At 51.0% G+C, this 13,669-nt stretch carries 13 protein-coding genes; 11 read left to right on the top strand and 2 right to left on the bottom strand.

The features are described 5' to 3' along the window. From H6A12_RS08900 to H6A12_RS08850, 11 genes are all read left to right on the top strand, one after another. Nucleotides 1-877, top strand: an 877-nt coding sequence (locus tag H6A12_RS08900; RefSeq protein WP_204447035.1) for a glycosyltransferase, incomplete at its 5' end; no start/stop codon positions are given. Further along, nucleotides 789-1,646, top strand: coding sequence for a glycosyltransferase (locus tag H6A12_RS08895; RefSeq protein WP_204447032.1), 858 nt, complete (start codon nucleotides 789-791; stop codon nucleotides 1,644-1,646). The genes H6A12_RS08900 and H6A12_RS08895, both read left to right, overlap by 89 nt. Continuing rightward, entirely contained in the window at nucleotides 1,643-2,659 is a 1,017-nt protein-coding gene (locus H6A12_RS08890) for a hypothetical protein (protein WP_204447030.1), read from the top strand. Before H6A12_RS08895 ends, H6A12_RS08890 begins: the two co-directional genes overlap by 4 nt. After that, nucleotides 2,659-3,432 (top strand): ABC transporter permease, encoded by a 774-nt coding sequence (locus tag H6A12_RS08885; RefSeq protein WP_204447028.1) that lies wholly within the window; start codon nucleotides 2,659-2,661, stop codon nucleotides 3,430-3,432. Before H6A12_RS08890 ends, H6A12_RS08885 begins: the two co-directional genes overlap by 1 nt. A gap of 18 nt (nucleotides 3,433-3,450) precedes the next feature. Next, on the top strand, nucleotides 3,451-4,209 hold the full coding sequence (locus H6A12_RS08880) for an ABC transporter ATP-binding protein (protein ID WP_345941237.1): 759 nt from the start codon (nucleotides 3,451-3,453) through the stop codon (nucleotides 4,207-4,209). Further along, nucleotides 4,206-6,209, top strand: coding sequence for a hypothetical protein (locus H6A12_RS08875; protein WP_204447026.1), 2,004 nt, complete (start codon nucleotides 4,206-4,208; stop codon nucleotides 6,207-6,209). Before H6A12_RS08880 ends, H6A12_RS08875 begins: the two co-directional genes overlap by 4 nt. Beyond that, nucleotides 6,187-7,161, top strand: a complete 975-nt coding sequence (locus tag H6A12_RS08870) for a hypothetical protein (protein ID WP_204447023.1) — start codon at nucleotides 6,187-6,189, stop codon at nucleotides 7,159-7,161. The genes H6A12_RS08875 and H6A12_RS08870 overlap by 23 nt, the downstream gene beginning before the upstream one ends. Then, nucleotides 7,146-8,225 carry a polysialyltransferase family glycosyltransferase gene (locus H6A12_RS08865; protein WP_204447021.1) on the top strand — a complete coding sequence of 360 codons (1,080 nt, stop codon included), beginning with the start codon at nucleotides 7,146-7,148 and terminating at the stop codon, nucleotides 8,223-8,225. Before H6A12_RS08870 ends, H6A12_RS08865 begins: the two co-directional genes overlap by 16 nt. Further along, nucleotides 8,218-9,951 (top strand): glycosyltransferase family 2 protein, encoded by a 1,734-nt coding sequence (locus tag H6A12_RS08860; protein ID WP_204447019.1) that lies wholly within the window; start codon nucleotides 8,218-8,220, stop codon nucleotides 9,949-9,951. The genes H6A12_RS08865 and H6A12_RS08860 overlap by 8 nt, the downstream gene beginning before the upstream one ends. Next, nucleotides 9,884-10,708 (top strand): 3-deoxy-manno-octulosonate cytidylyltransferase, encoded by an 825-nt coding sequence (locus tag H6A12_RS08855; protein WP_243415426.1) that lies wholly within the window; start codon nucleotides 9,884-9,886, stop codon nucleotides 10,706-10,708. The genes H6A12_RS08860 and H6A12_RS08855 overlap by 68 nt, the downstream gene beginning before the upstream one ends. Beyond that, on the top strand, nucleotides 10,705-12,231 hold the full coding sequence (locus tag H6A12_RS08850) for an aldolase catalytic domain-containing protein (protein WP_204447015.1): 1,527 nt from the start codon (nucleotides 10,705-10,707) through the stop codon (nucleotides 12,229-12,231). The genes H6A12_RS08855 and H6A12_RS08850 overlap by 4 nt, the downstream gene beginning before the upstream one ends. A gap of 43 nt (nucleotides 12,232-12,274) precedes the next feature. On the opposite strand, the gene H6A12_RS08845 is transcribed toward H6A12_RS08850, so the two are convergent. Beyond that, nucleotides 12,275-12,940 carry an AP2/ERF family transcription factor gene (locus H6A12_RS08845; RefSeq protein ID WP_204447013.1) on the bottom strand — a complete coding sequence of 222 codons (666 nt, stop codon included), beginning with the start codon at nucleotides 12,938-12,940 and terminating at the stop codon, nucleotides 12,275-12,277. Between the two features lie 56 nt (nucleotides 12,941-12,996). Further along, entirely contained in the window at nucleotides 12,997-13,665 is a 669-nt protein-coding gene (locus H6A12_RS08840) for an LPXTG cell wall anchor domain-containing protein (RefSeq protein ID WP_204447011.1), read from the bottom strand. Nucleotides 13,666-13,669: the final 4 nt, after the last annotated feature.

The raw sequence follows: 13,669 nt of genomic DNA, 5'->3' as shown, positions 1-13,669 counted from the left end.
GATCTACACGGCACACGGCTTTCACTTTTACCGCGGTGCGCCGCTTGTGAACCACTTACTCTATGCACCGATTGAACGAATGCTTGCACACCTGACCGATCTGCTCGTTGTGATAAACGATGAAGATGACAAAGCGGCACGGTCATTTCATTTTAAAAAAGGCGGACGGGTTTACAAAATCCCGGGCATCGGTCTTGATCCCGCACGGTTTTCGCCGCTCGGCCACACGGCACGTGATATGATCCGCCGCCGGCTCTGTGTGTTGCCGGATGAATTTTTACTGATCGCCGTCGGGGAGTTAAACCACAACAAAAACCACACGGCAATTCTATCGGCACTGCACGCTATGAAGCAGGCAGGAACACTTCACAACCTAAAGCTTATCATCTGCGGCGACGGTTTTTTGAAAGGGCATCTTGCGCATACCATCCGCTTGCTCGGACTTTCCGATATTGTCACGCTGTACGGTCACCGAACCGATGCACCGGCGCTCATCGGCTGTGCAGATGCACTCGTGTTTCCGTCCGTGCGCGAGGGACTTGGCATGGCGGCAGTCGAAGCGCTTGCGATGGGTGTGCCGGTGATTGCGGCGGACAACCGCGGAAGCCGCGAATATCTTTTGCATAAGCAAAACGGATTTTTATGCCGTCACGACGATCCGCGCACAATCGAAGAAGGCATTTTATTTCTGCAAAGCCGCACCCCACAGGAAAAAAAGGAGATGAACGTGCGATGTATCGAGTCTGCACGACCGTTTGAACAGCAATACACGAAAGCCGTCATGCGTAGTGTCTACCACGAAGCCGACCGACGCACCGATGCCGCTTGTGAGCGTTCTGCTGTGCACAAAAAATCCGAACCCCGCCCGCCTGCATGAGGCGGTTTTATCCGTCTGCCGCCAGCAGTATCAGCACTGGGAACTTATTTTATACGACGATGCGTCAAGTCCAATCGGACAAGCAGCAATCCGCTCTGCCGCATCACTTGATACGCGGATTCGGCTTGTGCGCGGCAGCGTTTCCCGTGGACTTGCACACGCGCTCAACTGCGCCGTGCAATCCGCAAGAGGCGCATATCTTGCACGCATGGACGACGATGACAGATGCGCACCCGAACGGTTTCTGCACCAAGCGGCATTTCTCTTGGCACATCCGGAATGCGACTGGGTCGGCTCATTTGCAAAACGGTTCGATGATAGGGGGGGATGGGGAGATTTCACCGTTCCCATCGCGCCGACTGCGCATGATTTTTTGCACAATTCCCCGTTTATTCATCCGAGTGTGATGTTTCGTGCTGAATCGCTTGCACGAGCCGGCGGCTACAACGAATCGGAAACGTGCCGGTTTTGTGAAGATTATGAACTGTTCCTGCGCATGACGGCAATGGGAATGCGCGGCGCGAATCTGCCGCTGCCGCTTCTTTTTTACCGTGAGGACCGCGCGTCCTATCAAAAACGAACGATCAAGCGCCGGTTTTCGGAAGCTGCCGTTCGTTTCCGCGGATTTTCAGCGCTTCGTCTGCCGTTTATGAAAAAACTTCTTTACACAGCAAAGCCGCTTGCGCTGTGTTTTGTTCCGCGCAGTGTACAATATGCAGTCAAACGCCGCCTTGCCCGCTCGAACTACACAAAAGGAGACCATTCATGAACCCGTTTTCTACGCACCGTTTTTTTGAAGAAACCGCGGCGCCGATCCTCGGATTTTTCACCTGCTGGCTCATCGAACGTGCGACGCGCGACCGTGTTTCCGATTTGTATTTTCTCGCAAGGGATGGATGGTTTTTCTTTCATGCCGCGCGAAGGCTTTGTTTAAAGCGTGCGCTCCCGATTCGCTGTCACTATCTGTACGTTTCACGCAAAACGCTGTCTGATTTCACACCGCAAAACAAACATTTAACCTTGTATCTTACACAGGCGGGACTGCTTAAAAAAACGCGCGCGGCAATCGTGGACAGCGGCTGGATGGGCAGTATTCAGCCCGCGCTCAACCGCCGCTTGCTCGAGGCGGGGCGCACTGCGCCGGTTTCGGGCTATTACTTCGGACTGTATCAAGTAAACCACCGAACACCGTTTTTATCGAAAGGGCGCACCGCATATTTTTCGCCGCAGACGCATTACTGGCGCAAGGTGTTTTTTTCGCCCTCCGTATTTGAAACGATCTTCTCCGCACCGCACGGCACAACCATTTCCTACGGCAAAGCAAACGGCCGTGCTTTCCCGATCTGCGCGCCTGTAAACGCACAGACAAAAGCCTTTATCCGCATAGGCGCCGATATTCTTTTCGTAAATGGTGCAATCGATAAATGGCTTTCTTCCCCGCCATCTGTGAGGGCAATCTTTCGGATTTGCGTTCGTCTGATGGCGTTTCCCTCACACGGTACAGCCGACTTTCTCGGTAATCTTTCGTTTTCCGATAACAACCAAAACGAAACAGCATTGGCACCGATCCTTTCAAAATCAAAGCGGAATATGGGGCGTTTTTTTCCTTCACTGTTTCGTTTTCTCGGCAAAAAAGCTTTTTCTGCTGCAAGCTGGTATGCGGGCAGTGCGGTTCGTTCGTATCGCATGCCATTGTTTGCACTGCTGTCGCATTTTTTGTGGCAGATGGTACGTCAAATGCCCATTGTACAGCGAATCACGCAAAAAAGGAGGTGTCACTGATGCGCGTTCTTTCCGCATGGCATCAATATGCGTTCGTGATCCGTCAGTTAACGGCGCGCGAACTCAAGCGGAAATATGCCCGTTCCTCACTCGGCATCCTTTGGAGCATTTTGAATCCGCTTCTCTCGATGGCGGTGCTGTCGCTGATCTTTTTGAATATGTTCCGCCGTTCCATCGAGAACTATCCGATCTATTATCTGACCGGTTATCTTGTCTGGCAGACGTTCACGCTCGCCACCACCTCCGCGATGACTGCACTCCCGGATAACAAGCCGTTATTATTAAAAGTACGTTTTCCAATGGATATTTTTCTGCTTGCACGCGTGTACACCGCGGGCGTAAATCTCGTTTACTCGCTGATCGCCTATGCAGTGATGCTCATTGTGTTCGGGATTTCCTTTAAATGGACGATGCTGCTTGCACCGGTGTATCTTTTCTTATTGTTTTGTTTTTCTCTTGGGATGTCCTATCTGCTTGCGGTGGCATGTGTATTTTTCGGCGATGTGAGGCATCTATACACCGTACTTTTGACCCTTTGGATGTATTGCTCGGCGCTGTTTTATCCGGTCAGTCAGCTGTCAGAATTCATGCAGACCGTTGTGCGTATGAATCCGATCTATGCATACATCAGCAGTCTGCGCGGCGCTGTACTCGACGGCACGCTTCCAAGCGGCCTTGTCTGGCTGCAAATGCTGTGTTTTGGTATTTTAACGTTATTGCTCGGCCGCACGGTATTCAAGTTCTACCGAAAAAAGATTGTCGAATTTTTATGAGGAAAGGCGGTGTGCTTCGTGCCAAGTGCAAAGCATCCCGAAATCTTACTGCGAGATGTCACCATGCGGTTTCGGCGCACCAAAGATACCCCCACCAGCTTAAAAGAATGGATGGTATCTTTGCTGAACCCGAAGTTAAGAAAGCAAGCAGAATCGTTTTTGGCGCTCGATTCCATCAGCTTTCGTATTGATCCGGGGGAAATCGTCGGTATTATCGGGACAAACGGCTCGGGAAAAAGCACACTTTTAAAAATCATTTCCGGTGTACTGCCGCCCTCTTCCGGTGTTGTGTTTGCAGACCGCAGAAAAATCGAGCTGTTAACCCTCGGCACCGGGTTTGATTTAGAACTTACCGGCCGTGAAAACGTCTATTTAAACGGCGCGCTCATCGGATTCACAAAACGCGGACTTGACCGAAAATATGATTCGATCGTTTCATTTGCGGAGCTTTCGGACTTTATGGACGAAAAGGTGCGAAACTATTCCTCCGGCATGGTGTCGCGGCTTGCTTTTTCGATTGCCACATCAAAATCCACACCGCGAATTCTGATCCTCGACGAGGTGCTGAGTGTCGGCGACCGGTTTTTCCGCGAAAAAAGCGAACGCCGCATCCGCGAAATGATTCAAAGCGGCTCCACCGTGCTGATCGTTTCGCATTCCACACAGGTCATCCGCTCGCTCTGCACCAGAGTGCTCTGGATTGAGCGAGGAAAACTCCGCGCTGACGGCGACCCTGATACGGTTTGCCGCGCGTATGAAACGATGGGGAAAGTATGAAACGTCTTACATCTGCACTGTATTCGTTCTTTATCGCGCGGGTGCCCGGCATTCACGCGCGTGTACTGCCGTTTTATAAGCGAACCAACAGCCGTGTGTTCACACTTTTGTATGCACTGCTGTTAAATGCCTGCTATCTTGTGGGCTTTCGGTTTTTAAAAACACCGCCGCCCTACCGTGAAAAAAAGCTGTTTTGCGCATCGAGCGAATCGGCGCGCGCACCACTTTGCAGTCCGAAAGACTTCGCTTCGTCGCTTTGTGCGTTCGATGTGATTTCGTTCGACATTTTTGACACGCTCATTCTGCGCCGTGTGTCAAAACCGGAGAAAGTCTTTTTCTTTGTCGGTATGGCGCTTTGCTATCCTGACTTCTGCACCATCCGAAAAGCCGCCGAACAGCAGGCGCGGGTGTCTGCCTATCAAAACACCGGCTCCTATGAAGTGACACTCTCTGAAATCTGGGATGTACTCTCCAAACAAACGGGAATTCCCAAAGAAATTGGCATCCAAACAGAACTTCGCTGTGAGCGCGCCTGCTGTTTTGCAAATCCGTATTTAAAAGAGGTCATCGTGCTCTTACAGCAGGCAAACAAGCGCATTGTTCTGTGCTCCGATACGTATTTCGCTGAACCAATGATCGACGATCTGCTCACTTCGTGTGGGTATCAGTCACTTCACACCCGCTATCTCTCCTGTGCATTCCGTCAAAGCAAAGCGGATAGCCGTTTGTTTGTCACCATGTGTAAGACAGAGGGAATGCACCGGTCAATCGTTCACGTCGGCGATCATCCCATATCCGATCAGGCGCATGCAAAAGCGTGCGGACTTTCGGTGATCCCATACCGCAATGTGAATGCACTCGGCGCACCGTACCGCACCGATGATCTTTCTCCGATTGTAGGTGCGCTGTACTGCGGTATCACAAATGCACACCTGTATGCCTCAGACCGTCGCTATTCGCGTGCATATGAATACGGCTATTTATACGGCGGGCTGTTTGTGGCGGGATTCTGCGCATTCATTCACAAAACGGCACGGCTTTGTGATGCGGACACGCTGCTATTCTTATCGCGTGATGGTGCTGTTTTACAAAAGGCGTATCAGCTGCTGTACGGAGAGCAGGCACTTCCCACGAAGTATGTATACTGGTCACGGCGCGCCGCCACAAAACTCACAGCCGGTTACTACCGCGCACTGTATTTTGCACGCTTTTTCGGCGAGACGCAAAACCAAAACGAAACGATCCGCGACCGGTTTGAAAAAGCAGAAGTTTCTGCGCTTCTTGCTCCTTTCTGCCGTGAGACCGGCTGTTCAGCAGACACGCGCTATACGCATAAAACAAGCATATTGGTTACAGACTATCTAAAAGTGCACATGGAAGACGCACTTTCCTGCTATGCGCCGCAGCGCGCGGCCGCGAACGCCGTGTTTTCCGATCTGCTAAAAAATTGCCGTCATGCCGCCTGTGTCGACATCGGCTGGGCGGGAAGCAATCTGTTTTCGCTGTTTTATCTGGTAAACGAGTTGTTTTCGATTCCCTGCAAGCTGACCGGGATTTTGGGCGGAACGACTTCACAAAACATTTCGCCGAGCGACACACCCGAGCCGTTTTTGGCAAACGGCACATTTTTTTCTTATCTCTTTTCGATGGGAAAAAACCGCGATCTGTTTTCGTTTCACCGCCCATTGTCCGGCCATAACTTGGCATTTGAGCTGCTGCTCGGCGACACAACCGGCACGTTTTTAGGTTACTATCCGGACGCACAGGGAAACCCGACTGCGCGGTTTTTGGGTGGATTTTCCTCGTACACGCCGGAGATTCACCGCGGGATTCTCGATTTCTGCGCACAATATAAGTGTGCTTGCGACGCGCTTTCACTTCCCGTTTCCATCAGCGGACGGGATGCTTATGCGCCGATGAAAGCCGTGTTAAGCCCAAAAAATCGCGCATATTTAAAGCAGTTTGAGGAGGAATTTGATGAAGGCGCTGTATTACCATAGTCTGCCTGTGCTCTATCATGCGGTGAGCGCATATCAGCTGTTGGAAGTTCTGCTCCATCGCACACTCGTGCACCAAAATGAGCCGGCGGTGCTGGTTGTTCCCGATTTCATCAAAGAAAAGTATCCGAATATCATGCTGATTGCTTCCCGCCGTTTGTTTGACCGCGTCTGCCTGTTTCCCTATACGCAGATTCCGCATACGACCGAGCCGGAAATCACCGCGTGTGCCTTAAACGCTTGGCAGACGTTGTTCGGCGATGCCCGTTTTTCACGCATTTATGTGGCGGGTGCGCATTTTTATTTTTCGCTTTGTCTGATACAAAAAGGACTGCCGTTTTCAATGTTTGAAGATGCCGCAGGGATGCTCACGCGCCCGCGGACACTGTTTGCGCCGCTTTTAAAAACATATCCCGTACAGGCGGCAATCGCCGCAAAGTATGGACTGTTCACCGGCGAGCACCCGCTCGTTCAAACGGTCATTTGCTTAACTCGTGCACAGGCCTTTGTACCGCAGTCGGTTCGATGCGAAGATTTCTGTGTAGAGGATGCACTCGAAGCACTCTCTAAAAAACAGCGCCGCAAAATCGTTTCGCTGTTTGTCCGTACACCAATCCGCACGCAGGCAAACGCCGTGTTTTTGACGCAGCAGCTGTCTGCACTCGGTGTTCTCACAGCAGAGCAACATCACGTTTTTTACCGTGAGATGTTCGCTTCACTCCCAGAGAACACCCGATTGTTTTTAAAAGTGCATCCCGACGACAAAACCGACTATACCGCGCTGTTGCCGGATGCGCAGATCTGCACGGCACCGTTTCCGTCGGAGCTGTTGCCCTATGTACTCACACCGCTTCCGAAAAATCTGTATACTGCCGGTTCCACCGGTTATCATAATCTTATGCACCACTTTTTCGTCTATCAACCAAAAGGAGGGGTTTGGTGTCCCGTATCCTGATTCTCGTCAGTTCCGTCTATCAGCTCTTGACGGCGGTTCATTTAAAATGCACGCTGTTATCCGATACACACGCCGACATTCTGCTGACCGACGTGCTCCCCGACGCGCGTGCGCGCATCTTGCCGCTTCAGGAAAGCGCGCTGTTTTCCCGCGTGCTGTATGCCTCGTCCGCATCGTTTAACGCGCAGTACGCCAATGCATCCAAGCAGTCTCTCGACGAGATGTTCTTACAGCCGCTCACTGTACTCAACACACTGATAAGCGAGCCGCTTACTTCCTATGACTGCATCTTTTTTTCAAACTTCGATCCGTTTCTGCGTCTGATTGCCTGTGTCTACTACAGTGCACCCTGCGACTTTTTCTGCTATGAGGACGGGTTTTCCTCGTATGTCATTTCGTTTTTAAACCCAAAGCGCGCCATTATCAACACGCATCCACAGGCAATGAAAATCAGCGAAAAACTGCGCGCATTTTATCTGTTTGAACCGCCCCTTGCCATGCGCGGCGATTCCGTTGCAAACCGACGCATTCCAACCATTGACCCGCAGAATCATTCGTTTGTCGCACTGTTAAACCGGATTTTTTCGTATACACCGCCGTCCTCTTTCCCCGATTTTTTATTTTTGGAGCAGTCGTTTCGCGCAGAACGAATTCAAACAAACGATACAGAACTCATGGCGATGTGCAAGCAATTCACCTCCCCGCGCCGGTTTTTTATCAAACCGCATCCGCGCTGTCAGGATGACAGGTTCTATCCGGCACGGCTCTTTTCCGGGTCTGCACCGATTGAACTGTATCTCTTAAACGGAATGCACAAGCACACCACGCTTTTAACCGTCTGTTCAAACGGTGCGCTGTCCGGACGGATTGCGCTCGGCATGCAAAACGAAATCGTACTGCTATATAAACTCTTTTCCGGCAAAGTACTCTGGAAAGAGGACGACGTATTAAAACGGTATCTGCGCGCATTTTCCCGCCGGTTTCCGGATGCACACTGTCATGTGCCAAACACATCCCATGAACTTTTTGATATCCTGCGCGTATTAGGAGGAAACAATGAATAACGAAGTTTTGGTTTCGGTCGTGATTCCCGTCTATGAGGTGGAGGACTATCTTGCGCGCGCGATTGATTCCGTGCTTGCACAAACGCTTTCCTCCATCGAGATCATCTTGGTCGATGACGGCAGCACCGACGACAGTGCACAAATCTGCGACGAATACGCCGCGCGCTATCCCGACACAATCCGCGTCGTACACAAACAAAACGAAGGACTCGGGCTTGCACGCAATACGGGCGCTGCACTTGCACGCGGAAAATATCTGGCGTTTATCGATTCGGACGATACAATCGACCCTACAATGTACGCATCCATGGCAGCGGCCGCGGAGGAAAACGGCTGCGATGTCGTGATGTGCGATGTCATGATTCACTATGTGGCGGAAGACAAAACGACGGTCGTTTCGTCCTATCCGTCACAGACCGTCGATCTGTGCGACTATATCGCAAACGGCAACAACATCACCTACAGCGTCAACAAGCTGTTTTTGCGTGAATGGTTTTCCTCATTTGCATACGAAAAAATGCTGTTTGAAGATATCGCACTGATTCCCGCCGCCATGACGCACTGCCGCACGCTCGGTTATGTCGCTGAGCCGTTTTATCACTACTACCGCCGGCCGAATACGCTTTCCACCACGGTGCAAGGTGCGCTCGGCGATGTGGTCGTGGCGTTCAAACTGTTTTTAGAGCGATGCAACCCCGTTTTTCGCGAAGAGGCGGTGTACTGTGCGGCGCGTCAGATTTACTGGAATATGATGCAGTCGCGCGTGCTGTTAAAGGCCGATTTTATCACGCTGTTACACGAATACGAAGCCGATTTTCTGAAAAACAGCTATATCCGGCAGGATAAGACGATTTCCCGCCTGCTTCCGTTTTGCAGTGAACCGGTCATTCCGGAACGATTTTTGTGCGTACACCTGTTTCGTCCGCTGCCCGACGATTTTCTGCCCGCACTGACCGAAACATTCCCCCGCGCTTCCGTCGTGCAAGCGGATGAACGGATTTTAAGTGCCATTCCCCTGCCGGAATCGGTACAGCACGCACTCGATACAGGAAATGTCACCTTTGCGGAGGAATATGTATCGCTTTATCTGCTGTACCGGCTGGGCGGCATTGTGTTAACACCCGAAACCCGCGCACAGCTTACGCTCAAAACACTGCGCACGCTGCGTGTTTTCTTCGGTTTTTCGTCGGAAGACACACTGTTCACCGGCTGTTTTGGTGCACTCAAAGGTCATTATGTCATCCGCATGCTCCTTGAAAGCTACAACACACCGAGTATCGTAAATACCGCCTGTCTGCCGCTTGCAAATCGGCTGCGCGATCTGCTGACCGTCCAGTTCGGGCTGCGCTTAAACGGCAGAAAACAGCTTCTGCACAAGGAAGTTTCCGTGCTTCTCCCGAGTGTGCTTGCCTATGACATGCAGGACGGCGAAAACTGTGCAAAACGCGCCGACATCAAAGTCCCCGACGGCTATGAGTGCGTAAGCCGCGAAGTACTCGCCTTTTGGTCTGCACGCATTCTTGAAAACTGGAACTTATACAAATCCATGCGGGATGCGCGTCCCGGCACACCGCCGCCAACACCTGCACCGCCATCGCCGCGCGGCGGCATCAGTGAAGCAGAACTTGCCGCACACATTCAGCAGGTGATGGACAACTATGAGCAATCCACAAGCTGGCGTATCACTAAGCCGCTGCGCGCACTTGCAAATCTATTCAGAAAGTGAGGAAAAAACCATGCAATCTGCGGTCATCATTCCGGCACGCGCAAACTCCACCCGGTTTAAAAACAAGCCGCTTGCCGATTTATGCGGCAAACCAATGATCTGGTGGGTGTATCACCGCGCAATCAAAGCCAAGCATCCCACCTATGTCTATGTTGCAACCGACAGCCAGGAAATCGCCGAGGTTTGCCACGCGTTTTCGATTCCGACGATTCTCACGTCGCCCGATCTTCAAACAAGCACTGAGCGCATCTATGAAGCATCCAAATCTGTCCCTGCCGATTTTTATGTCTGCGTAAACGGTGATGAACCGCTCATTGCACCTGACTTGATCGACCGGATCATTCCCGATTCGCCGCCGGACACGTTTTTTGTATCGAATCTCATGACCGCCGTGTATTCTCCGGCAGAAGTTGTCGACGAATCGAACATCAAGGTGGTGGTGGACACAAATCAAAACGCGCTGCTTTTCTCCCGCAGTCCGATTCCCCATCCAAAGGCAAGTCTTTCGTTTTCATACTACAAGCATTTAGGCATTTTGGGCTACACAAAAGAAGCGCTCCGCTTTTTTGCCCAAACGAAAAGAGGACCGCTCGAAGCGATCGAGGATATCAACGAACTGCGCTTTTTGGAACACGGAAAACCGGTTCATATGATCGCTGTGGAAGCCGGCACGCTGTCCGTCGACACACCGAAAGACCTTGATTATGTGCGCGAGGTGCTGCGCGACGCACTGCAAAAAGGAGAGGTGATCGTTTGAGTATTCAGGTTTTAGACTGCACGCTTCGCGACGGCGGCTATGTAAACGACTGGCGTTTTTCAAAAAAGACGACTACCGCCATTTTGGAAAAGCTCGCCTGCGCAGACATCGACATCATTGAATGCGGATTTTTAACCGATTCGCCGCATAACAGCGAATGCACGCTGTTTTCTTCGCCGGCAGAGATTCATTCGCTTCTGCCCAAACTGCCGCACCGCGCGATGTTTGTCGCAATGATTGCGATGGGAGAGCACGCCCTTTCTCCCGACGAACTGCCGCTGTGTGATCGAAGCGGCATCACCGGTATTCGGCTCACCTTTCACAAAGATGAGATCGACCGCGCAGTCGAATGGGCAGCACGGATTCAGCAAAAGGGATACCGCGTGTTCATGCAGCCGGTCGGCACCGTGTTTTATTCGGATTTGGAGCTTCTTTCCTTGGTCGAGCGCATGAATGAACTTTCGCCCTATGCATTTTACATTGTCGACACGCTCGGCAGCATGTACCGAAATGATGTTTCGCATCGGTTTTATCTCATCGACAAAAACTTAAACGAAGCAATTCATATCGGTTTTCACGGACACAACAACTTGCAGCTTGCATTTTCAAATGCGCAGATCCTCGGTAAAATCCAGACAAAACGCACGCTGATTCTCGATGCCTCTGTCTACGGTATGGGACGCGGTGCAGGCAATCTGCCGACCGAGCTCATCACGCAGTATATCAACGAGAATATCGCCACGCGATACGATGTGACAAAAGTGATGGACATCTACGACGAATACATTGCCGACATCCGAAAACAGCACGAATGGGGATACTCCATGGCATATCACATTGCTGCCAGTCACGTCTGTCATCCGAATTATGCGTCATACCTGCTTGGCAAGCAGACACTCACCGTCAAAGATATTGACGCAATTATCCGCCGGATTCCCGCATCTGATCGGATGCTGTTTGACCGCGCATTGATTGAACGGCTGTATGTTTCGTTTCAAAATAATACGATTGATGACCGCGATGCTGTAAAAACACTTTCGCATCTTATTGGCAGCCGTCCTGTTTTACTGCTCTCACCGCGGCTCAGTGATACAGATGCAGGCGGCGAAGTTCAGACGCTGATCGAACAAGTATCGCCGTTTATCGTTTCGGTTCATTTTGTAACCGGTAAAATAAAAACCGACGCCTGCTTTTTCAGCAATCATAAGCGGCTTGATCAGATGAATGCCGATCTGATTGCCTCCCCTGATACGACGCTGATTGTCACCTCAAACCTGACACCGCCGACACAGCCGCATACCATTGTTGCAGATTATGTGCAATGCCGCAACGAAGAGCCGCTTGCCGCCGACAATGCCGGGCTGATGCTGTTAACACTGCTTTCCCGATGCGGTGTGCGTGAAGTATTCTGCGCCGGATTTGATGATTTTTCTGTACGTACAGCGCCAAATGCACACACTGCGGCAATTCAGACCGCACTGAAAAAAATCAAACAGCATCTCACGGTGCACCTGCTCTCGTAAATAAAAGCCGGCGAAACGTTTCCCGTTTCGCCGGCTTTTATTTTTATTCTGTCTGCAGTGTATCGGACTGCTGCCTTTTTTGCTGATATGATTCTAAAAATGTGCCAAAATATTCGGCTTCCGCTTTTTTTCTGGCGGCAACCGCCTTTTCAAGCGAATCATACCGTCCAAGATAATACCGTTTCCCACGAAATGTAAGACGCGATGCCCATTTATTCGTCTGTTTATCATAGTAAACGCCGACAATTCCGCTGCTGTTTGTACTCGTTTGTTTGATATTCGTGATGCGTGAAAGCTGTGTCCCTCCCACATATCCGGCAGCTTTGCGCATCTTTTCGATTTTCTCCTCGCTCAAACAGCCGCAGCTGCGTGTTGTTCCGGAAGTGAGAGAATCCATCTGCACGAGTACAGTATTTCCGCAATCACACCGGCACCTCCAAAGCGGTACTTTTCGGCCGCCGCGCATTGCAGTTTCATTCGTTTTCTCCAAAACGGTCAGCTTTCCGAACTTTTTGCCGAGATACGGATTCACGCGCCGGCAGCCGCAGCTTACATTGTGTCCTCTTGTCAGATTATTCGCAGCAACATCAATCACGTTCCCGCAGTCACACCGGCAAGTCCAATACACACGCGGATAGTCTTTTTGCGCGCGGTGCAACACAGTCAGCATGCCAAACCGTTTTCCGGTCAAATCACAAAGCTTTGCCATTTACACCGCCTCCTTATATATCCGGCTTTTTGAATATGTATGCATCAAACACGCGTTTATTGCTCTTTGGGCAGTTTGTCCTCCTGCTTTCTTTTCCTGTACAGAAGCAGCAGTACCGCAATCAAAATGACCGCTGCCGCCGCAAATCCGATCCACAAGTATGAAAGCATGCCAAGATCATCATTGGTGTCCGGCTGTTCTTCCAACGGAATTTCTTCCACCTTGAATTCCCATCCGAGCACGCCCACAGCATCTTCAAACGATGTATCAAGCGTAATCGGCACATCGAGTGTCAGCGTCAGATCGGTTTTTGCACCCGACGCATAAGTTCCAAGACACACCCAATCGGTCAGATCTGCCGTTTCATTTGCCGGTGCCGAGAACAACGGATCATCATTGTGCATAACGGTCAGGTTCATCTGCGATAAAAACGCTTCACTGTCCGCATTTGCACCGATTGACCGCAGATATACTTTTACGTTGACTTTTTTGGATACGTCATTTTGAATCGTAATCTTCTGTGTCAGCGAATCTCCCGGCATCACACCTTTGAAATTATCAAACAAGTCTGTCGGAGAATAGTCGCTGCCGGGTGCAAAGATAAATTCCTGTGCATCACCGTCATAAAACACTGCTGCATCTGCTGCAAATACGGGAACCGCCGCGCTCACGGCAAGCGCCAGCGTAAGAACAACAGAAAAAATCAGTTTTCTCATTCGTTTCATCTCT

The sequence above is a fragment of the Merdimmobilis hominis genome (assembly GCF_016901855.1).
Classification (GTDB): Bacteria; Bacillota; Clostridia; order Oscillospirales; family Ruminococcaceae; genus Paludihabitans.
Note: the sequence above shows the minus strand (reverse complement) of the source record. Positions and strands in the feature narration are given on the sequence as shown.